Raw genomic sequence first — 24,324 nt, 5'->3', positions numbered from 1 at the left:
CCTCCTACATAACAAAAAGCCCCGACAAATAATTGGTCGGGGCTTTTTCATAAGCTTAAGGTTTGCTTATTGTTTCACTATTTTCCGCCCTTGTTGGTGTTCTTCACCAACAAGTTTTATCAAGCTTTTATTGTTTAATTACTTTTAAAGTAATGCTTTCGTTTTGGTTGTTGGTGGCTTTTACTACATATACCCCAGCGGCTAAATCTGCTACATCTAATGCCGTTGATTGGTTAAAGCTGATGCTTTTATAAAGTACACCGGTAACCGAATACAGCTCCACTACCCAATCCGTTGCTTTGCCTGTTGTAGCTATGTTTAAAACAGACTGAAAAGGATTTGGATATACCGTTATACCATTTGTTTTTAATACTACATCAGCTACACTTACATAGGTAAAATTATAGTCGGCTGAAGTAGCATTACAACTACCATTGTTAACGCTTACTGCATAGGTACCACTTTCTGTAGCCGTGTATGATTGACTTTGTGCACCGGCTATGTTTATACCATTTTTTTTCCATTGGTAAGTAGTAAATGTTTGGGTACTCATGGTATTACCGTTTTGGGTAATGGTAGGTGTTGGCCCTGCTGTTACACTCACTACCGAAGCAACGGAAGTAATATTGCCACAGGTACTTGTTATATCGCAGGTATAAGAACCATTATCGGCAGTACTTGCATTGTTGAGCAACAAGCTATCGTTAGTGGCATTGTTTATAGTTATTCCATTTTTTTTCCATTGGTAAGTAGCTGCACTGTTGTTTACCTGCACAAACAATACGCCATTGTTATTGGTACAAATATTTACTGCAGCGGGTGATTGTACTACAATAGCTATACCGCTTGACATACTTAAATTAGCAGGTGCAGAGAAATACTGTACATTACATACATCAGTAAATGTAAGTGAGTAGTTGCCGACATCGCTACCGTTTACATTTGTTATAACCAGCGAGTCGCTGTTAATGCCACTATACCTTGGGTTGGTTGGCAGGTTTGTACCATTGCGTAACCATTGGTAACTGTTAATGCCATCGCTTGTAATGTTTACTTTAAACACGGCTGTTGACCCCGCACATACCGAAGCTGAAACAGGCTCGTTTATAATTTGCGAACTGGCATAATATGATACTTCACTAACATTAGATGTTAAAGTATCGCAAGCGCCATATACTTTACAAGTATAATTACCTGCACCTACCGAATTAATAGCTACTGATAAATTACTACTGGTAGCACCTGTTATAACATTGGTTTGGTTGTTTAACGGATTACCATTTCTAAACCATTGGTAAGCCAATACACTACCCGTTGCCGCTACATTTAAATTAACGTATGAGTTGGCATTGCCACACACTTTAACAGGTGTTACAGGTTGATTGGTAATAGCAATTGGAATGCTTAACGATAAAGTGGCATTGGCTGAAACAACGGGTGTACCACAGCTACCTGTAACTACACATGAGTAAACGCCTGTATCGGCTAAAGCAAAATTAGCAATGCTGTAATTGGCATCTGTTGCATTGCTAATATCCGTTCCGTTTTTACGCCATTGGTATTGTAAATTACTTCCATTGGCTACTATTACAAATTGAACTGACCTACCCACACAGGCTACTTTATTAGTTGGTTGTGTAACAATAGCTGTTGCCACACTAATAGTTAACCTTGCTTGGTTTGATGTTACTGTTGGACAGGTAGCGCTTGATACATCAACGGTATAAATACCTGAATCGCCTGCAATGGTTACATTATTCCTGAACAAGGTATCGTTATTACTGGCGGCAACAGCTACCCCATTGCGTTTCCATAAGTAGGTAATATTATTACCTATGGCACTTACCCATAGTATGGCATTGTTGCCAGTGCATTTGTTTTGCAAAGCCAATGGTTGTGTTTGTATTTGGTTAGCCTGGTTTACGTTAAGTCTGGCTGTATTGGAAACTATATTAGCACAGGCACTTGTAACCAAACAAGTATAGTTACCACTATCGCTTACCTGCACACTGTTTATATTTAATATACTGTTGGTAGCACCATTTATATCTACTCCATTTTTGCGCCATTGGTATGTAAGGTTTACACCATCGGCTGTTATGTTTAATGTTACATTGTTTCCACTACACACTGTTGTATTGCCAACAGGTTGTGCTGTAATGGTGGTAGCTTTGTTTACGCTTAGCTTTACATTGGCACTGGAGTCTATACCGCATAAGCTATTTACTACTACGCTATACTGTCCGCTATCGCTTAAAAGTGTATTGGTAAAAAACAAGGTATCGTTATTGCTGCTTGCTATTACATTGCCATTTTTCTTCCAGGTATAAGTGGCTCCTAAATCGGAAGCACGCACAAATAAATAACTGCTTTGGTTTTGGCAAGCTACGGTGGCTACGGGCAACTGCAATAATTGCAATCCACTATTTAATGATAAACGAACGGCTATGCTCGAATCTATATTGCAACTGTTATTTATTACGCAATAATACAAACCCGTATCGCTTGCGCTTACATTGCTTAAAGTAAGTGTTTGGCTTTGTGCCCCTGCTATAGTAGTGCCATTATTTACCAGTGCAACACCTGCTTTTTTCCATTGGTAAACCGGACTGCTTGCCTGTATGCCTACTGTTAAAGCAGCTACACCGCCATTACAGGTACTGGTATTTTGTGGTTGGCTGGTAATAACAACGGGGGTTATTATATTTACCCTTACTGTATCTGATACCAGCGTTAAACAATTATTGGCTATTTCAACCGTATAACGCCCTGAATCGCTAACGTTGATTGAATTAAATACCAATGCTGTACTATCTGTTCCGCTTAGGTTACTGCTATTGCTTAACAGCACCCCGTTTTTGCGCCAGCGGTAAGCTATACCTGTACCCACTGCGTTTGACTCGATTACAGCACCTGTGTTTTTACATACGTTCATTTGGGTATTGCCTGCATTGGCAAAACCATGTGTATTGTATAAGCGTGCTATTTCTTCGGCTGATAAGGCATTGTTATAAAACCTTGTTTCATCTATAGCGCCTTGAAAATAATACCAACCTGTTAAAGCACTTGGCCAACCGGTAGCAAAAGCAGTTCCTATGGTAAAATTGTTTTGTATGGCCGGTGTAGCTGCTGATAGGGTACTTACCAAAACACCATCTAAAAACAAACTTTGTACACCGCCATTTAAAGTAATGGCTACATGGTGCCAAACATTATCGTTTACCATAGCGCTTGACGACATAGGGGTGGCACTGCCATTGTTAAATTTACCTTTTAACTTGTTATCAGTACCTACATAAATAACTGGATGGAAAGTGGAAGGATTAGTGCTTGGTAATGTACTGCTGTTACCTACTATACCACCAAAGGCGCTTGTTTTAAACCAGGTAGCAATGGTTATTCGGGTGGTGCCTGTTGGCACTATGCCGGTACTGCTTACAAAGGTATTGCTGCCATTACAGTTAAGGGCTGCATTGCTGGCCGTTTTTAAACCGGTGGTATAGGTTACATTGTTAGCTGTACTGTTTACGTTGCGTCCGCTGTAATCAGCTACGGAGCCATTAAACTTATAGTATAGTCTTAAACTATCCGCCATTAAACTGGCTGTATTTATTATTATATTGGCCACATTGCTTTCCCATTTCAAACATGGTACGTAAGCTGAGGTAAGCTCTAATGTATAATTTCCGGTATCGGCAAACGTGGTATTGTTTACCCATAAACTATCGTCATTTACACCGCTATATTTTACGCCATTGCTCAATGCTACTCCATTTTTTTTCCATTGGTACTGGTATTGTGTTTCGTGGGGGTTTTCTACGCCTCCAATTAATTTTATATTGCTAAAACCATTACAGGCTACAGTACTAACAGGTTGCTTATTAAATTCAAAGTGCCTGTACAGTCCATATACATCGGCTTGTGTTAGCTCTTTGCTATATATTCTTACATCGTCCAGCAAACCTGATGCTTTATCTGTATTGCTTGGACCAAAACCAAATATGGACAATGCATTTACTGCATTGTTATTGGAGAAGGAGTTATTGCTGTTTAAAACCAGTATTCCGTTTACATATATTTTTTGGTTTAAACCTACTTTGGTTATTACTATATGTGTCCAGGTAGCAGCACTTAATTTGGCTTTTGAAGGCACAAAAACACCTGTTCCGTTTACAAAGCCTATTACATCGTCAGTACCTACTTTTAAATGGCGGGCATTGCCTGAAGCAGGGCTTAAAAGCACTCTGTTTACCGCAGTGCTTGCACCGTTAAACCATAATGAAACGGAAATGGTATCTCTGTTTACACCTGTTATAGGCACTGAGTTACCCATGTTGGTTAAATTAAGCCCAGCTCCCACATTAATAGCAAACCTGTTACCTACTGCATATATGCCGGTACCTACTGCATGGTTAGTACCTACCCTATCCAATAAATTACTGTTAAAATTATATGCATGTAATAACCCGGTACTAATAGCAGGTGTGCCTGCTTCAAAATAAATGCTATCGGTTTGGTTATTGATACAGGCATATACTCCCGGGTTGGCTGCTACTACATAGTAGTTTCCGCTATCGGCAATAACGCCATTGCTAATAAATAAGGAGTCAGTATTTACCCCTGTAAACTTAGCCCCGTTGCTTAATGGTTGTGCATTTTTATACCACTGGTAGTTTAAATTAGTACCGGAAAAACTGGCTTCCATACGGGCTCCGCTACCAAGGCAGGCAAAAGGGTCGGCAGCTACACTCAGTAGCTCTATGTTTTTGTATATGGTTTGTATTTCTAAATCGTTTAACTCGCGTGTATATACTTTTATCTGGTCGTATATTCCCAAAGCACCTCCCGATGTTCCATCACCAAACAACCTGCTTATAGTAGCCGCTGTAGTAGCTATAGCGGTGTTGGTTTCGTACACTACGGCACCATTTACATAAAACTTACTATTGGTTCCTTTTTTTACTAATACTATATGGTGCCAGTTGCCGGCAGCTAAAATGGTATTGCTTGGATAAAAGGTATTGGTACCTGCCCTATACCAACCCAATGTATAATCGTTTCTCATAGCCATGTGCATGTGGCCTGATGAATTACTATGTACAAGGGCACCATAAGTAATACCTGCTTGTAGGGCTTGTGGCTTGTACCAGAAACTTACTGAAACTTCATTAGCATTATAAACAGTTGGCAAACTAAATGAGTTAAAACCACTGGTTAAAGCTATAGCTGAACTGCTTATATTGTTTCTGTTGGCAGTATAGCCACCGTAGTTTAATACGCTGACTAAATTTTGTTGGTTCACGCTATTCACAAAAGTGCTATTGTTAATAGGTAAATCGTACAATAAAGCATTTGATAAGTTTGTACCGGTATAGTTTAGTTTAAAAGTATCGCTTACAAAAGCACCGCATATGGCATTGTTTATTTGCAATACGTATTTACCTGTATCTGCCGCAGCATAGTTATTAATAATTAAAGTATCGTCCTGCGCACCTCCATACTTGGTGTTGTTACTTAAGCTTAAGCCATTGTTATACCATTGGTAAGTATAATTGTCCGCACCTAATACAGGGTTTAAATGTAAGGTGCTTCCCATACATGCGCCTGTACTGCCAACGGGGGCTATCAATTTAGGGCACTCGGTACTGTACTTTACTAAAAACGCATCGCTTATTGTATTAGATTGGGTAGAGAAAACCTGACCATTGCCACCTAAAACATTAAAGTTTACTGCACCAATATAAGTTCCTGTTAGGTATAAGTTTCTTTGCTTATCAAGGGCAATACCTGTTATGGCATCGTTATTGGCAGCAGCACCTATTTTATAGCACCATTTAACGGTACCCGATGAGTCTAACATGGAAAAGAAACCATCGCTTAGCGTATTTAAAGTGCCACTATTGTTTAAAGTATTGCTACCATAAGTTAAAGTAGCTGAACTAAACTTACCGCCTACATATATGTTTGCCGAGTTATCTAAAGTTATATCGCTTATTTCATCAGCACCCATGCCTCCAAAGTCGCGTACCCATATAAAGTTTCCGCTATTGCTTACCTTTAAAACAAAAGCATCGTTACTGGTATTAACTGACGATAAAGTATAAGTAGCAGCGCTTGCATCAAAATCAATAACCTGTGAGTAACTACCTACTATATACATATTGCCTGCAGCATCCAGTGTTAAATCGGTCATGCTGTTAACACCCGTTATTAGTTGAAAGGCTGTAATAAAATTACCTGCAGTATCAAACTTAGCTACAAAAAAATCTTTAGCAGTACCTGTTGCACCTGTTAAAGTAAATACACCTGCATCGGGGTTAAAATCAACCGCCCCTTGAAACTCACCGGCTACGTATATAAACTGACCACCATCGTATGCCAGTGCTTTTACTACTTCTGTTCCCGTGCCTCCAAATCGTTTAGCCCATCTGTGGGTTCCGGTGGCTGTATAACTTACTAAATAAGCATCGGTAGCCCCGGCAGAAACTAAGTTAATAGCTGGCGAAACCTGATATACATGCGTACCTGAAAAAGCTCCTGCACCAAAAACATTTCTGTTAGCATCTTCTATAATGCCTCCGGGTATTTGCGAGCCACCTGTTGTTCCGTCTAATGACCTGCGCCAAGTTAAAGTACCGGTGGTGCTGTACTTGGCAAAATAATGTTGCGCACTGTTGTTATGTAAACCTGTGGTATAATTAATACCATCGGCAGCGGTGTGTATGTGCGTGCCTGTTTCGGTTAAGTTATAATGGTATGGTGTAAGCCATTGGTAGGCCGCATCCTTACTATACTTCATTACATAGGCATCGTTACTATAATTACTTAATGATATACCAGAAGCAAATTGCGGAGTAGTACTAGGCAAATCAGGATAATACAAATAACTTGATGACGTGATGAATGTTCCTGTAGTATAAGCATTGCCCAAAGAGTCGGTACTTACCCTGCCTGTATTTTCATTAGCACTCTCAGAGCCCATTCGTTTTTGCCACACAAACTGCGGCTGTTGGGCCACTGCTTTAAAAGCAAACAGCACAAACAGTAAATTGATAATAATTTTAGTTTTCATAAAATAAACAGATTTCATGAGCCAAAATTCAACTCCTGCTATAAGCTTTGCTTGCTGCAATTCATGAACAGCAGCTATTAATTTATAAGTGAAGCTTTTTTACCATTCATGTATGGAAAGGTGCGTCTGTTTAGGTTTATGAACTGAAACCTACCTTTGGTAGAAAGCAACCTGTATATTTATTTAATTGCTATAACCTTGCAGGTAATTAGCAAAAACATTGAGTAATAACGAAGAATATTTAACTTGCGCTGACGACATGGCAACAAAAAAGTATAGCGCTATCATTATTGATGACGAGGCAAAGGCAAGACGTATTATGGAAACGCTTATTGCTGAACATTGCCCGGAAATAGAAGTGCTTGAGTCGGCCGAAGATGTGCTGAGTGGTATAAAAGCCATTAATAAACACAAGCCCGAAATTGTTTTTTTAGATATTGAAATGCCCGGCTATACAGGTTTTCAGCTACTCGATTTTTTTGACGATATTCAGTTCTCGGTTATATTTACCACTGCTTATAGTGAGTATGCTTTGCAAGCTTTTCAGGTTTCGGCTATCGATTATTTATTAAAGCCTATACAAATTGAAAAGCTGATTGATGCGGTAAAAAAAGTAACCAAGTACAGGGGTAATTCGCAAATGACTCAAAAGGTGGAAACCTTAAAGGAGAACCTGGAGGAAAATCATGTTAAAAAAATTGCGTTGCCTATGTCGCACGGGTTGGTTTTTGTAGCCGTAAAGGATATTGTATACTTAAAGGCTGATGGTAGTTATACGCATATATTTATGCAGGACGGAACCAAGTATTTTATCAGCAAAAAGGTAAAAGACTTTGAACCTTCACTCACCCAAACAAATACTTTCTTCAGAACGCACCGCAGTTTCCTTATTAATATAGATTATATAAAGGAAGTGGTAAAACAAGATGGCGGGCATGTATTAATGGAAAATGGAGACATTGTGCATTTGGCTAGGGAACGTAAAGATGAATTCTACACCTTTATTGAGCGAGCTAAGATTTAAATTTAGCACCCACACTTTTAATCCAACAACATAGTATAAATAAAAAAACGAGGCTCCCTTGCGGGAGACCTCGTTTTAGCCTATGAAACAATTACACCTCTACCCCAAAGTGTAATATTGTATATTATAACGCATCATGTGTGTGTTTGTTTGCTCTTTTCGGAAAAAATCTTTTTTTGATTGATTCTGAGAGCAATAACATGACAGGTACTAATATTAAAGTTAAGAGCGTGGCGAACAATAATCCAAAAATCATTGTCCAAGATAATGGTCCCCAGAAGGCAACACTATCACCACCAAAGAAGATATGCGGATTGCCATGAGTAAATAAAGTCACGAAGTCAATATTTAAACCTACCGCTAACGGAATTAAACCTAACATAGTTGCTGATGCTGTTAGTATAACCGGAGTCATACGCGTTTTACCAGCTTCTATAATAGCTTCTTTTGTTTCCATTCCGTTTTCTATCAGTATTTCGGTAAACTCTACCAAGAGTATTCCATTCCGCACCACAATACCCGCCAGCGCCACAATACCAATACCAGTCATTAGAATAGACATATCCATTTTAAAGATTGAGAATCCTAATAACACTCCAATAATACTAAAAATTATTTCACTTAGTATAATAACCGGTTTTGAAATTGAATTAAATTGAGTAACCAAAATCAAGAAAATCAATCCTAATGAAACCATCATGGCATTTACTAAGAACGAACCAGTTTCCGCTTGTTGTTCTTGCTCACCTGTCATATCCACCGTTACTGTAGCAGGTAAGTCGTATTTTGCTACCGCTTTTTTCACCATCGCTACTACCTCATTTGCATTAAATCCGGTCAATACATTTGAACCTAAAGTAACCATACGTTTTTGATTTTTACGTTTAATACCACCATAAGTTTGACTGTATTTTAACTTAGCAACCGATGATAATGGAACCGAACGTAACTGTCCACCCATATTCATATCGCGGTAAGTAATTTTTAAGTTCATCAAAGCATCAATATTGTTACGTTGGCTTTCGTTATAGCGCACCTGAATAGGGTAATCATCGTTTGCATCTTTAAATTTCGATACTTCGATACCAAAGATAGCACCACGTAAAGCCTGACCAATTTGCGCTGAAGTAATGCCTTCGCGGTTAGCACGCTCTCTGTCTATTTCAATTAAAATTTCAGGCTTGTTGGTAATCAAATCTGATTTCAACTCCTCTACTCCCGGAATTTGCAACGAATCTAAGTAACGTTTCAAACTTTTAGAAACACCGGTTAACTCATTAAAGTCATCACCAATAATTTCTATATTAACGGCTTTACCTGTTGGAGGTCCACCTTGTTCTTGCTCTACCGTTATTTGAGCACCCGGAATATTTTTCACTGCATTCCTTATTCTATCTAAATAATCCAATGTTTCCACTCCATCACGTTTTCCAAACTCCACAAAAGCAACAGTTACTTTACCTAAGTGCGATTGAGCTCCTGCTTCAAACTGACTTGGATCGCCTGCACCAATAGCTACGTTAGAAATAACTGACTCTACTATTTTATTGCTATCGCCTATTTCTTTGTAAATTCTTTCTTCTACTAATTTAGTAATCGAATCTGTTTTTACTTGGTTAGTACCTATTGGCATTTGAATATAAGTATACACAAAATTAGGTGATGCCTGAGGGAAGAAAACTATTTTAGGTGTACGAACTGAAACCAAGAAGAAGCTAAAGAATAATAAACCAATAGTGCCTACTAAAATCCAAATCGGACGGCTTCCGGCCAAACACCAGGTAATTAATCTACGGTATTTTTCTTGTATAGCTGGCCATGTTTTGTTTTGGAATGTGCCAATGGTTTTGTACAACACAAAACGATTTAAGCAATACAAACCATAAAGAGTAAGTATAAAATTACCCATACCAAAGTTACCCGATAGGTAAGAAAGCAATACTATTACACCAAATACAACCGAAGTAATTTTAAAGCCTTTGGTATTTTTACGTTGTGCTTCTTCCTCTTCATGTGTTTTCATAAAACCAACCGCAAATACCGGGTTAATAATATAAGCTACCACTAACGAAGCCAATAAAGTTATAATTAAGGTTACCGGTAAAAAGAACATAAACTTACCAATTACGCCTTGCCAGAATGCCAAAGGAATAAATGGTGCTAAAGTAGTTAAGGTACCCGAAAGTACGGGCAGAAATACCTCGCCTGCGGCTAGCTTAGCCGCTTTTTTAATAGGGACCTTCCCATTTTCAAAAATACGATGCGTGTTTTCAATTACCACAATGGCATCATCCACCACAATACCCAACGCCAGTAAGAAAGCAAACAATACAATCATGTTTAAAGTAAACCCTAAACTAGGCAATACTAAAAACGCAACCGCCATTGATAAAGGTACTGACATAGCCACAAACAAGGCATTGGTAGCACCCATAAAAAACATTAAGATTACTGTTACCAATATAAAACCAATAACAATGGTATTAATCAAATCATGTAAAGTAACACGTGTTTTGTCTGACTGGTCACCGGTTATAGTAATTTTTAAACCATCAGGGAAATGACTTTCTTTTAACTCCTCAGTTAGTTTCCTTATTTTATCACTTGCGTCAATTAAGTTTTGACCACTCTTTTTAACAATGTTTAAGGTAATTACATTTTTATGCTCTAAACGGGCAAAACTTTCCTGCTCTTTAAAGCCATCTTTTACCTCAGCAATATCGCGTAAGTAAACAATAGCTCCGCTACCTGAACGAATAGTTATATCAGCTATTTTTTTAGCATCTGCATACTGACCTATTACGTTAATCTCACGCAATAAACCATCCATTTTAACCGTACCACCACTAATAGTTACGTTTTCGTTTCCTATGGCTTGCATTACATCGTACATAGTTACATCAGCCGATTGCATTTTGTACATATCAAGGTTAACCTGAACCTCTCTATCCAATGCACCAACTATATCAGCACGGGTAATTTCTTTTAAACCTTCAATCCTGTCTTGTAAATCTTCTGCATACGACTTTAACTTGTCTAAAGGATAATCGCCTGACAGATGCACAAACATAATAGGCATTTGCGATACGTCAATTTCCATTACCGAAGGCTCGCTGGTAAGCACCTGAGGTAAATCCTTACGTGCTTTATCCACCTGATCTTTTACCCTTTGCTTAGCTACAGGTATTTGCACATCAGTATTAAACTCAACAGTAATTAAACTAATATTCTGAATGGTATTACTTGTAATTTTTTTAACACCCGAAATAGATTTTAAACTCTTTTCTAAATGTTTGGTTACAATATTCTCCATGTCCTTAGGCGATGTTCCCGCCTGAACAGTACTTACTATAATTTGCGGAAATACTACCTCCGGAAATTGTTCTTTTGGCAAGCTATTATAACTCATTAAACCGGCTAAGGTTATAATAATGGTCATAATATAAATACTTGTCTTGTTATCTATAGCCCAGCTCGAGGGCTTAAATTCTTTTATTTTATCTAGCATATTTTTTGCTTTTAGCTTTCAATAAATTGTCTTACAAAAGATACTTACATCAAGCAGTTGTGATAATTTATACTCTAAATTCTACTAACTAAAATTTAATTAACTCGCCATCGTTTAAGTCGCTATAACCTTCGGTAATTAATTGCTCACCTTTTGCTAAACCACCAATTATCTCCGCTTTATCGTTGTATGTTACACCCACTTTTACAGCACGTTTTTTAGCAATGGTTCTGTCGCCTTCTTTTACAGCCACAAATACGTGGTTTTCACCCTCTGCGTTTTGAATACAATTAACCGGAATTACAATTACATCGCTTTTTGCATAATCAATAATTTTTACTACAGCAATCATGTTTGGCAAATAGCTTTCATCGCTAGGCAATGCCACTTCAACACTAAAAGTTCTGTTTAAAGCACTAATGCCTTTTCCGCTATAGGTAATTTTAGCATTGATACTTTTATCAATATCAGGGAAAGTAATTTGAACATCATTTCCTTCTTTAATTTTGTTAGCATAACTTTCAGCCACATCAGCTTTTACTTTTAATTTGTTAAAGTTAACAATGGTAAAATAAGGTTGTCCGGGTGCAGCAGTTTGTCCTACTTTTAAGTTTACAATATCAATAGTTCCATTAACCGGTGATGTAATTTTGTACATAGCCAATTGTTCGCGTACCGATGCAATTTGTTGCTCCATTGATTCTTTATTGGCTTTAGCTTGTTTGTACTGCATTTCAGAACCTACTTGTTTTTCCCATAAAGTTTTTTGTTTGTTGTACAAATCAGTTACTAAAGTTAAGTTAGTTTCCATTGATTGCATTTGTTTGCGAGTAGCATTTCCGTCTAACTCAGCCAAAACCTGACCGGCTTTAACCACTGAACCCGGTTTAACCAATACGTTTAATACCAATCCCGGTACTTTAGCACTAATAGTAGTATTTTCATCACCATCTACTCTACCTTGTACATCAATAAAATGTTTAAAGTTTGTAGTTGCAACATTGCTCACTGCTACGTTTACTATTTTTTCACGTTTTTCAATTTTAGCTCCACTTGATTTTATTTCGTCTTCCAATGTTTTAATATTGGTAGCTAAAGTAGCTTGTTCTGCTTTTAATTTTTCAAGCTTCGCTTGTTTTGCTTCAATCGTATCTGCACCTCCGCATGAGGTTAGGGCTATCGTTATGATTGTTAAAATAGCAATTATTACTTTTACGTTTTTCATTTGTATATTATTATTATATTTTTTCTGTTTGTTTTTATTTTAGTTTCCTAGTTGTCCAAGTGCCTTTTTTAAATCTACCTGCGCACTTAATAAATCAAATATGGATGACAGGTAATTGGTTTGCGCGTTTTTCATATCATTTTCAGCACTCGAAAGTTCTAAATTTGAACCTACACCATTCGTAAATTTAACATTGGCCTGGTTATAGATATCTTCAGCTAACTCTACATTTTTCTTTTGTACGCTCAATTGCTCTACTGCTCTTACATACTTTAATCTGGCTTGCTCTACATCATTTTCAATAGTGCTTTCCAAATTCTTTTTGCTGTTTTCAAACTTGGCTTTGTTAATTTTAGTTTGTTGTATTTGAGCTGATTTACGTAGTCCGTCAAAAATAGGAACGTTTAAGTTTAAAGCCCAGAAAGTTCCGTTATACCATGGTGAACCCAGTTGGCTAAATTCCTCTCCAAAAGTATTTTGCTGGTGAGAGAACATAGCTGATAAAGAAGGAGCATAACCTAATAAATAACGTTTTCTATCGTAGTCCTGCAATTTAATTTGCTGATCTACCATTTGGTAATCCGGTCTGTTTAAAAAGTTTATTTTATTTTCTACCACTAAGGTTTTTTGTTCACCGTATAATTTTTCTAAGTTATCGCTTAGTGCAATGCTATCGGTTACTTTTAAACCTAACTGCATTTTTAAAACCATGTACGAAAGGGTTAATTGGTCTCTCAATTTATCCAACTGAATGTTCGTATTTGAATATGACAATTGCATTCTGTCTACATCAATTTTTTCTCTCAATCCTGCTTTGTAAACTTCTTTTAAATCATTCAAAGTTTTACCCATTAATTCAAGGTTGCGTTCCATCATTTTAATACCTGCATCACTTATTAAAGCAGCAAAGTAAAGTTTGTTTATAGCCGCTTCTATTTCGGTATTGCTTAACTTAACACCTATTTTAGCTAAGTTTACATATTCCTTAGCTGCTTTTACACCTAAAAAAAAGCCTCCGTCAAAAAGTAATTGGGTAGCTGTAATGGAACCGGTAACCGTGTAAGGCTGACCAAATTTAATAATGGTTGTTTGCCCGCCAAAATTGATGGCATTTGATGAGATAACAAGGTTGTTTGTAAAGTTACCACTTGCATTAATTTGAGGTAAGCCGTTTGATAGTATTTCATTTACTTTCTTTTCGGCTGCTAACTGATCTAATTTTACGTTACGCACCGTATAGTTATTCGTTTTTGCCATTTCCACGGCTTCGCGCAAACTGAGTTTTTTTACTTCCACGGTTTGCTGAGCCAAAAGCACATTTATGCTGAAGAATGCTGCCAGTATCAGCATATAAATTCTAGTAATCATAGTTCTATTTTGTGTTGTTATTTTGGGTTTCGGTTATTTTATTTAATTTTTTCAATCCTTTATCAGTACAAATACCGCGTAAGTGATATTTTAAAGACTCCAGGTGTATGTAATGAAAATCGGTTGATATATCCTGGTACAATTCAGGGGTCATTACAAATTCAATATTGTGTACATATAATTTGGCTATCAGTACTTCATTAATATCTGTTCGGTATAAACCCAACTCCTGCCCTTTTGAAATATTGCTAAGTATGTTTTTTAAAATATACTCTAAGCGGAATTTCTCCATTTTATCCCAAGCAGACTTAAAGTATTTGCGTAAATCAAAAAGAACTGCCACATTTACTTTACGTTGATTTTTAGTAATAGACTTGCTCATTTCAAACATAAACTCAATAGGGTCATAACCCTCTTCAATTATTCTATTACATACAACAGCATCATTGTCAATATGAGCCTGAATGGTTTGATTAACCAAATCATTCTTATCTTCAAAGTATTGATACAATGTTTTTTTTGAAATGCCTAATTCGCGAGCAATATCATCCATGGTAATGCTTTTAAAGCCATATTTCATAAACAGGCTTTCAGCTCCTTCTAATATTTTGTTTTTGCTTTCCAATTTCGGTACGTTTAATTCGGATGCAAATATGAAAAACTTTTTTTATACCGGAAACTTTTTTTATAAAAAAAGTTTCCGGTAGTTTTTAAGTTTACGGAGTATTTTATTTATCAGCACTTTATAAAAATTGCACCTGTTTTTGTTTGACTAATCTCATGTAAGCAATAAAGCTATCAGGTATTAAACAGTAAAGTTTATTAGCTAAAACTTACCAATAGATTATGCTTGTTATGCCTGCTGAGATTAAAAAACATAATTCCCTAATAATTAAGGAGTCAAGAATTAAAAAAAATAATTTAATTTACGCTTGTATAAATTATACCACCATTTACATAAAATTAGTTATTTTGCTCACTGATTTAGTGAAACAAAATTTTCATGGTCGGTTTTTGTAAATAATGAAAAATATAAGAGCAGTTTTAGTTGACGATGTAGAAATGATGCGCATTACTTTGAAAAAAGTATTGGAACAGTTTCCGCATATTGAATTAGTTGGAGAGGCTTCTACTTTTGATGAAGCCAAAAATGTAATCAATGAGCTTCAACCTGATTTATTATTATTAGACATTGATTTAAACGGGCTCACCTCCATTGATTTGATGGGAGAAATTAACTGTACTCCCAAAATTATATTTATAACCTCTCACGAAAACTTTGCTGTAAAAGCATTTGAATTAAATGCTGTTGATTATATTTTAAAACCAATAAGTGCTTCTCGTATCAGCAAAGCCATTGAACGTATTACCGCATCGACTATTGCCGAAGAAACTGAAATAGACCAGGACTCTGATGAGAAATTCCAATCTGATCAGATTATATTGTTGAATTTTGATAATAAAATGAACTTTATCAAAATAAAAGACATCAACTATATTGAGGCATATGGTAACTATACCAAAGTATTTATGACCGATGGTAAATTGAGCATTACATACAACTCTATCAAAAACTGGGATGCTAAATTACCTTCTGATGTATTTATTCAAATTCACCGCTCTACTATAGTTAACTTACTAAATGTATTAAAAATAGAAAAGTGGACTAACGATACAGGAAGATTGTATTTAAAAGGCATTGAAAAACCATTTGAAATAAGCAGAAGTTACTTCTTCCAGATTAAGAAAAAATACAAAATGTAGGCACGTCCTTACTACTTAGTATTATCCTCTCTTGCATTCTATCTAATAATTAATTATTTCACCTTCTTTTAATAAGCTACATGTATTAAACATGTGACTTATGTAACTATTAGTTTGCCTAATGTAAAAGCTAACACTTTTAATAGTCCATGTTTGCATACTGAATATCTGTTCAGTCTATGTGCTAATCGCGCAACTGCAAATCCGAAACTAAATGATTATTAAAAAAACAATTACAATGCTGGCATGTATTGCTTCCATTGCTTTTACTGCCTGTCAAAAAGATAAAGGTACAACACCTACTACCTTATCTGATTCTCTTTCAATAGTATCAAGAAGCCCGATAGTGAATGCCACAAATATGCCTATTAATAAAGCCATTACAGTAAGCTTTAGCGAACCGATGGACGCAAACACTATTAACAATACCACCTTTACTTTAAAACAAGGGAACAATACAATTGTGGGAGTGGTTACTTATACTAATTTAACCGCTGCCTTTAAACCCGCTTCACCTTTAAAACAGAATACAGTATACACAGCTACCATTAGTACCGGAGTTAAAACATTACTGAGCGTTGCGCTAAAAACAAGTGTTTCATGGAATTTTATAACAGGTGATGATTCTGTTGGCCTAATACCCGTTTATCTGGGTGCAGCCGAGAATTATGTTATCCTAGCTAAAACAGCTATTAACAATAGCCCTACTTCAGCTATAACTGGCGACTTAGGATTAAGCCCTGCTGCTACCTCTTACATAACTGGTTTTTCATTAGTAGATGCCACGGGCTACGCCACTTCATCACAGGTTACTGGAAAAGTATTTGCAGCTGATATGGCCGTTCCAACTTCAAATATTTTAACTGGAGCCGTTAATGATATGATCACGGCTTACAACAATGCTGCAGGCCGCTCCATACCTGATTACCTTGAATTAGGAACAGGTAATATTGGAGGTAAAACATTGGTTCCCGGCTTGTACAAATGGACAAACACCGTTACTGTACCAACAAACCTTGTTATATCAGGCAGCGCAACTGATGTATGGATATTTCAAATTGCCGGTGACCTTGATGTAAGTGCAGGGGTAAATATTACCTTAAGTGGTGGTGCTAAACCTGAAAATATTTTTTGGCAAGTGGCTGGCGAAGTAGTAATAGGTACAACTGCTCATTTTAAAGGAGTAGTATTATCACAGACCGGCATTACGCTAAAAACAGGTGCTACATTTAGTGGGCGTGCGCTAGCGCAAACAGCCGTTATTATAGATGCAAGTATTGTTACAAAACCATAAACTGACAACGCCTTTAAATAAAAAAATCCGAAGTGTTAGCTTCGGATTTTTTTATTTAAATATTTACAGAATAACTATAAGAATTTATAACAAACTATATCTGCCCACAATACCTAAAGGCAACTGAATGCCCGATTTTCCCTGCAGAAATAGTTCGCCAAAATTCAAATCTTTATTTTGTTTAAAATTGTTTTCTATCAAATTCTGAACCACCAAAGCACTCAATCCGAGAGAGTATACATTCAGAATTAAAAAGTGATTATTTGGCTCCAGTATTTTAGCTACATCGCCCAACAACTCATTAATACTATTTTCCAACTGCCAGCGCTCGCCATTAGCTCCTATACCATAAGCCGGTGGATCTAATATAATGCCGTGGTATGTTTTACCTCTTTTAACTTCTCTTTTCACAAACTTCATCGCATCCTCTACTACCCAACGTATATCTGTTAGGTTAGATGATTCCATATTTTCTTTGCTCCATGTTATTACTTGCTTAACACTATCAACATGGGTTACATCTGCTCCTGCAGCCTTAGCAGCTATGCTTGCTCCACCCGTATATGCAAACAAATTTAAAAACCTGGGTTGCTCGCCTTTTACTTTCTTCAAGTTTTCAAAAATATAATCCCAGTTAGCGGCCTGCTCCGGAAAAATACCCACGTGTTTAAACGAGGTAAGCGATAAATTAAAGTTTAAGTTTAAGTCTTTAAAAGCGTAGTTTAGTTTCCATTTATCGGGCAGGGTCTTTTGCTTTTTAATCCAATCGCCATTGTGACTTGTTTTAGATTTAAAGGTAATATCGGCTAGTTTATTCCACTCCTGCTCACTCCATTTTTTACTCCACAAAGCCTGTGGTTCCGGCCTGCGTAATGTTAAGGTGCCAAATCTTTCTAGTTTTTCAAAATCGCCACAATCTAATAACTCATACTGTTGCCAATGCTTGGGTGTAAATGTTTGCATAAATAAAATAGTGGGGCAAATATAGGTATTTCATTTTGCAGTTAATACCCTGGCTGGTTACTCCATTACAAAAGTGCGTCCTTCATCAGCTATTTCTGTATTGCTAAACTGGCCTCTTGCTTCTTCTAATAAAGGTTGTAAATCATCGTATCGGGCGCTAAAATGGCCTATAATTAATTTTTTAACACTGGCCTTGCTAGCCACTATACCGGCTTGTTTTGCAGTTGTATGCATGGTATCAACTGCTCGTTGGAGCTTATCATGCAAAAAGGTTGATTCATGGTAAAGTATATCGGCCTGACTAACGGATTCAATCACTCTTTCATCGTAAACAGTATCGCTACAATAAGCATACGTTATGGGACTACCCGGGTCAAAACTTAGCAAATCGTTTTTAATATGTGTTTTTCCATCCGGGCTTAAATAATCTTTTCCTCTTTTTATATCGTTAAAATGGGTAAATGGCACTTTATATTTTTCGCAAGCCTCTGTATTCAGTTTTCGCAATTTGCTTCGTTCCTGAAATAAAAAACCGGCTGTTGGTATTCTATGAAACAACGGAAATGAAATTACTTTGTAATAAATGTTCTCAAACAATACTTCCGTTTTATTCGGGTCAATAGTATGGTAGTGTAATTCGTAATAAAACTTGGTTTCACTATACTTAAAAAACACATTCAATATTTCGAATAATTCTTTAGGCCCGTATATATGCAATGGCGTTTCCCTTTGTAGTAAATTCATACTTAACAATAAACCGGGTAAGCCTAAAATATGGTCGCCATGCACATGGCTTATAAATATTTGGTTAATGCGTGACTTTTTGATTTTATATTTTTGTAACTGCATTTGCGTTCCCTCACCACAGTCAACCAGAATATGATGATCGAGTATGTTTAAATACTGCCCGCTAGGATGCCTGTTGGGAGTTGGCGATGCACTGCTGTTACCTAATATTGTTACTTCGAAAGCCATAATGCAATGCTACAAATTTTACAGCTAAAAACTACTATTTCAATTTAATAGTTGCACTAACCATTTTATGATCGCTGAAGCTTAATTCAAAAGGTTTGTAGTTGATAATTTCAAAACTCTTATCGGCCAATATATAATCTATACGGAAGGATGGCATTTTGCCTGTGTAAGTAGAACTAAACCCTGAACCACTTTCTACAAAAGCATCTTTCATATCGCCTCTTATTAAATTATAAGCATAACTTGCCGGAGAGTCATTAAAATCGCCTGTTACAATTACTTTATGTGGCGATTCATCAATAAATTTACGAATGGCTTCTGCTTGTTTTGATCTGGCTATAAATGCTTTTTTAAGCTTATAGGCTATATGCTTTACATTAAACAAACTAATATCCCTATCAGGTTCTTTTAAACCCTCTACGGCTTGGTAATCCTGTTTTTCAAAAGCTATTGATTTAAGATGTGTATTGAGAATTCTTATGGTATCTCCACCCTTTGCTATGTCAACAAAAATAGTACAATTTCCACCACTGTTCATGCGCTCTACAAAACCTGATTTAACAATAGGAAATCGGCTCATAATACTAAGACTATAACCTGTATAGGGTTTGGTTTTTGCATTTAAATTAAACATATAAAAACTACTATACTCAGTAAACAACCGTTCAAACATTTTTTGGTCTTTTTTGGTGTTATAGGAAACAAATTCCTGAAAGCAAAAAACATCCGGTTTAATATGGTCTAATTGGTCAAAATAAATAGCAGGGTCATATTCCAAATCATCCAGCGCACCAAAAGCCCTGGTGTTAAAATCAACTATATTAATGGAATTGGGTACATCCTGTTCCTTTACAGTACCAAACTGAATAAATCTTTGAATGGTGGTAATACCTATTAAAATGGCAATAAATGAATATAAAAACTTGAAGCTGAAAGTAACAGCCCAGTAGATAATAAAAAGAAAATTTATAATTAAAATGATAGGAAAACTTAGACCTAAAAATGCTATAAACCAAAACTGATTCGGGCTGATATAAGCTGCGGAATAGGCACCAAATAAGGCCAATACAGCAACTATATTTAAAATTAAAACCAACCAGGAAAATATTTTCATTTTATTTTTAAAGGCTTATAGTAAAAGTGAGGCAAACAAACTTTTTTAAATGTGAATTACAACATTTTGATTAAAAATTTTAATCAGCTCATTAGCTAATTGTTTCCTAATTGTAAATAATACTTCTGAAAGCAAAATTTAACAAAAAACATCGTTCCAAACCTTATATTTGCTTAACATAAAAAGGCAAGGTAATCAATTTGAAACTATCAATAGTAATAGTAAATTATAATGTAAAGTATTTCTTAGAACAGGCTATACACTCGGTTAAAAAAGCGTGTGTTGGCATTGACTCTGAAATATTGGTAGTTGACAACCATTCCGTTGATGGTAGCTGCGAAATGATTAAACGGAAATTTGCCAATGACGTAATTTTTATTGAAAACAAAGAAAATGTTGGTTTTAGCAAGGCAAATAACCAAGCCATTAAAATTGCTAAAGGCGAATTTATTTTATTACTAAACCCTGATACTGTAGTTGAGGAGCAATGTTTCCATAAAGTTATTCAGTTTATGGAACAAACACCCGATGCCGGTGCGGTTGGCGTTAAAATGATAGATGGCTCGGGGAAATATTTACCTGAAAGCAAAAGGGGTTTACCCACACCTGACGTAGCTTTTTATAAAATATTTGGTTTGGCGGCTTTATTTCCAAAATCGAAAAAATTTGGTAAATATCATTTAGGCTACTTAAACAAAAACCAAACTCATAAGGTTGATGTACTGGCAGGTGCATTCATGATGCTTCGTAAAACTGTTTTAGATAAAATAGGATTGTTGGATGAAGATTATTTTATGTATGGTGAAGATATAGATTTAAGTTACCGGGTTACTAAAAGCGGTTCTTATAACTACTATTTCCATGATGCTACTATTATTCACTATAAAGGGGAAAGCACAAAAAAAACAAGTGTAAACTTTGTATTTACCTTTTACAAGGCCATGATCATTTTTGCGCAAAAGCATTATTCGCAAAAACATGCTCAAACCTTTGGCTTACTCATAAACTTTGCTATTTATATTAGAGCAGCTGCAGCTATCATTACGCGTGTGGCAAAAGCTACTTACTTACCTTTAATTGATATGCTTTTAATTATTGGTAGTGTGTTTACATTAAGCAGGGTTTACTCATTATACAAATTTAATATACCAACAGCTTACAGCTTTAATACGGTACTCATTAACAGTATAGTTTATGCTATATTGTGGATGTCGGGACTTTATTTAGCAGGTGCTTATAACAAACGAAAAACTTTTTTAAGTGTAAGCAAAGGGGTTTTAGTCGGCTCCTTAGCCATAGCTGTTTTTTATGCCTTTTTAAACGATACTTATCGCTTTAGCCGTGCTATTATAGTACTTGGAACCATCAGCACTATTATAACAAGTTACTTTGACCGTTTCGTCATGTTTTGGATTAAAAATGGCAAACTAAGTTTTAGCTTTAGTAACAGATTAAGAACGGCTATTGTTGGAAACTACAATGAAGTAAGCAGAGTACAGGATTTATTGGTTAAATCAAAAGCAAAGGCTGATTATTTTGGCTTTATAGCTATTGACGACAATAACACTTCGGACAACCAATATTTAGGCAATGTATCGCAACTACACGAGGTTGTTGATTTATTAAAGATTGAAGAAATTATTTTTTGCTCTAAAGATTTGGCGGCTTCGCAAATTATAGAGTGGATGGGTAGAATGAAGCAGCAGGAAATTTTATTCAAAATTGTACCTGAAGAAAGCTTGTTTATAATAGGTAGTAACAATAAAAATACACCTGGCGATTTCTATACCATTGAGTTAAACTTATCGCTCAGCAAAGCATGGGAGCTACAAAAGAAAAGAGCTTTTGATGTATTGTTTGCTATTTTTGTTTTACCATTTATTCCATTGTTTACATTAATAATAAAAAACAAAATGCAGTTTATTAAAAACTGGACGCAGGTTTTATTAGGAGAAAAAACATGGGTTGGTTATGCGCAAGCTGACAATATTAAATTATTGCCTAAGCTAAGAGAAGGTGTATTAAACCCAATAAGGGACTTGAGTGGCAAAAGCTATAACCAAATAACTATTCAAAAATTAAACTTCTTGTATGCTAAAGATTATTCCGTAGAGAAAGACTTCTTAATATTGATTCGTTCTATCAGAAGTTGGGGTAATTAAATACTTCTTACTATTATAAATAAAAAAGGGGCTTTGAAATTTCAAAACCCCTTTTTTGTTTTATCTTATATTAGTTTCACTTATCCAATATAATTCACTGTTTTTAACTCCCCATTCAACTCAACTTTGGTTAAACCGTGTGCAGCTAAACCTTTCATGGCTTTATCCCATTGCTTGCCACTTAAACTAGCTACTGCTTGTTTTAAATCGGGTAATGACATGCTCATATTTGGTTTCAATATTTCTAAAATTTGTTTTTCCTCAGCGGTTAACTCTAATTGTTTTTTCTCAGGGCGCATTTGCGGGAAAAACAACACATCCTGAATAGAATGTTGGTTGGTTAATAACATCGCTAATCTATCTATACCTATTCCAATACCCGCTGTTGGCGGCATACCATATTCTAATGCACGTAAAAAATCATGGTCAATAAACATGGCCTCATCATCGCCACGTTCCATTAATGCCACTTGGTCTTCAAAACGTTCGCGTTGGTCTATCGGGTCATTTAACTCTGAATAGGCATTGGCTATTTCTTTACCATTTACCATCAATTCAAAACGCTCTACCAAACCTTCTTTAGTTCTGTGTTTTTTAGTTAACGGGCTTAATTCTACAGGATAATCTGTTATAAACGTTGGTTCTATAAAATTGCCTTCGCATTTTGCGCCAAAAATTTCATCTACTAATTTTCCTTTACCCATACTTGGCGTAGTTGGAATATTTAGTTGCTTACATGCTTCACGTAATTGTGTTTCATTCATACTGCTTACATCTATTCCTGTAAACTGCTGGATGGCATCGTATATTGGTAAACGTTTAAATGGTGCTTTAAAATTAATGGTTTTATCGCCTACGGTTACTTCTGTGGTTCCATGCATTTCTAAAGCAATTTTTTCTAATAATTGCTCTGTAAAATCCATCATCCAGTTATAATCTTTATAAGCCACATAAAACTCTAATACGGTAAATTCCGGATTGTGTGTTCTATCCATTCCTTCATTACGGAAGTTGCGGCTAAATTCATATACAAAATCAAAACCGCCCACTATTAAACGTTTTAAATAAAGCTCGTTTGCTATACGCAAATAAAAAGGCACATCTAAAGCGTTATGATGGGTTGTAAATGGCCTTGCAGCTGCACCACCTGGAATATTTTGTAATACAGGAGTATCTACTTCCAAAGCTCCATTGTCGTTCAAAAAATCGCGGATGGTTTTAATCATTACACTGCGTTTTTGAAAAGTCTCTTTTACATGTGGGTTTATAATTAAATCAGCATAACGTTGGCGGTAACGAAATTCAGGATCGGTAACGGCATCAAATGTTTCTCCATCTTTTTCTTTTACAATAGGAAGTGGTTTGATTGATTTACTCAATACTTGCATTGTTTTGGCATGTAGCGAGATTTCGCCTGTTTTGGTGGTAAACATATAACCTGTTATACCAATTATATCACCTATATCAATTAGTTTTTTGAAAACGGTATCGTATAAAGTTTTGTCTTCATCTGGGCAAATATCATCTCTACGCACATATACCTGCAATTTGCCCGCACTATCCTGTAATACAGCAAAACAAGCTTTACCCATATCGCGAACGCTCATAATACGGCCTGCAAAAGTTACCTGCTTCATTTCTTCACTTTCGTTATTGGCGCTATACTTTTCAGTAGCCTCCACTGATAAATGAGAAATGGGAAACAATGCAGCCGGAAATGGGTCAATACCCAACTGGCGCATATCTTGTAATTTTTGTCTGCGTAATAATTCTTGTTCGCTTAGTTGATTGCTCATAAATACTTAAAAAAATAGAGGGGCAAAAATAGTATTTCTACACTTATAAACTTGACTTT

The 24,324-nt window shown here is 36.1% G+C and carries 13 protein-coding genes; 4 read left to right on the top strand and 9 right to left on the bottom strand.

What is annotated here, in order from left to right:
- Nucleotides 1-127: 127 nt before the first annotated feature.
- The gene (locus tag V4538_03245) at nt 128-7,072 is read right to left on the bottom strand and encodes an immunoglobulin domain-containing protein (protein ID MES2380029.1); all 6,945 of its coding nucleotides are present in this window, start codon (nt 7,070-7,072) and stop codon (nt 128-130) included.
- A 220-nt stretch (nt 7,073-7,292) separates the two neighbouring features.
- On the opposite strand from V4538_03245, the gene V4538_03240 reads away from it, so the two are divergent.
- Entirely contained in the window at nt 7,293-8,096 is an 804-nt protein-coding gene (locus tag V4538_03240; protein MES2380028.1) for a LytTR family DNA-binding domain-containing protein, read from the top strand.
- Between the two features lie 124 nt (nt 8,097-8,220).
- On the opposite strand, the gene V4538_03235 is transcribed toward V4538_03240, so the two are convergent.
- The 4 genes from V4538_03235 to V4538_03220 all read right to left on the bottom strand — a co-directional run bounded on the left by V4538_03235 (nt 8,221) and on the right by V4538_03220 (nt 14,822).
- A complete protein-coding gene (locus V4538_03235; GenBank protein ID MES2380027.1) occupies nt 8,221-11,604 on the bottom strand; it encodes an efflux RND transporter permease subunit in 3,384 nt (1,127 codons plus the stop codon).
- Nucleotides 11,605-11,692: 88 nt separating this feature from the next.
- On the bottom strand, nt 11,693-12,829 hold the full coding sequence (locus tag V4538_03230; GenBank protein ID MES2380026.1) for an efflux RND transporter periplasmic adaptor subunit: 1,137 nt from the start codon (nt 12,827-12,829) through the stop codon (nt 11,693-11,695).
- Nucleotides 12,830-12,868: 39 nt separating this feature from the next.
- Nucleotides 12,869-14,197 carry a TolC family protein gene (locus V4538_03225; GenBank protein MES2380025.1) on the bottom strand — a complete coding sequence of 443 codons (1,329 nt, stop codon included), beginning with the start codon at nt 14,195-14,197 and terminating at the stop codon, nt 12,869-12,871.
- 4 nt (nt 14,198-14,201) lie between these two features.
- Nucleotides 14,202-14,822 (bottom strand): TetR/AcrR family transcriptional regulator, encoded by a 621-nt coding sequence (locus V4538_03220; GenBank protein ID MES2380024.1) that lies wholly within the window; start codon nt 14,820-14,822, stop codon nt 14,202-14,204.
- A gap of 398 nt (nt 14,823-15,220) precedes the next feature.
- Between V4538_03220 and V4538_03215 the strand changes: the two genes are divergently transcribed.
- Nucleotides 15,221-15,961, top strand: coding sequence for a LytTR family DNA-binding domain-containing protein (locus tag V4538_03215; GenBank protein ID MES2380023.1), 741 nt, complete (start codon nt 15,221-15,223; stop codon nt 15,959-15,961).
- A 214-nt stretch (nt 15,962-16,175) separates the two neighbouring features.
- Entirely contained in the window at nt 16,176-17,255 is a 1,080-nt protein-coding gene (locus V4538_03210; protein ID MES2380022.1) for an ice-binding family protein, read from the top strand.
- A gap of 84 nt (nt 17,256-17,339) precedes the next feature.
- On the opposite strand, the gene V4538_03205 is transcribed toward V4538_03210, so the two are convergent.
- Genes V4538_03205 through V4538_03195 form a run of 3 tightly spaced genes read right to left on the bottom strand, consistent with a single transcriptional unit; the run spans nt 17,340 to nt 20,307 of the window.
- A complete protein-coding gene (locus tag V4538_03205) occupies nt 17,340-18,218 on the bottom strand; it encodes a class I SAM-dependent methyltransferase (protein ID MES2380021.1) in 879 nt (292 codons plus the stop codon).
- A gap of 57 nt (nt 18,219-18,275) precedes the next feature.
- Entirely contained in the window at nt 18,276-19,193 is a 918-nt protein-coding gene (locus tag V4538_03200) for a ribonuclease Z (GenBank protein ID MES2380020.1), read from the bottom strand.
- A 34-nt stretch (nt 19,194-19,227) separates the two neighbouring features.
- A complete protein-coding gene (locus tag V4538_03195; GenBank protein ID MES2380019.1) occupies nt 19,228-20,307 on the bottom strand; it encodes an endonuclease/exonuclease/phosphatase family protein in 1,080 nt (359 codons plus the stop codon).
- Between the two features lie 200 nt (nt 20,308-20,507).
- Here V4538_03195 and V4538_03190 point away from each other — a divergent pair, with 200 nt between their 5' ends.
- Complete coding sequence (locus V4538_03190) at nt 20,508-22,469, top strand: glycosyltransferase (protein MES2380018.1); 1,962 nt, start codon at nt 20,508-20,510, stop codon at nt 22,467-22,469.
- A gap of 80 nt (nt 22,470-22,549) precedes the next feature.
- Here V4538_03190 and lysS read toward each other — a convergent pair whose 3' ends face one another.
- A complete protein-coding gene (lysS, locus tag V4538_03185) occupies nt 22,550-24,265 on the bottom strand; it encodes a lysine--tRNA ligase (protein MES2380017.1) in 1,716 nt (571 codons plus the stop codon).
- Nucleotides 24,266-24,324: the final 59 nt, after the last annotated feature.

It is taken from the genome of Bacteroidota bacterium (assembly GCA_040388375.1).
Taxonomy (GTDB): Bacteria; Bacteroidota; Bacteroidia; order UKL13-3; family UKL13-3; genus JAAFJM01.
The sequence above is the reverse complement of the archived record's forward strand: the minus strand, read 5'-3'. Positions and strand labels throughout refer to the sequence as shown.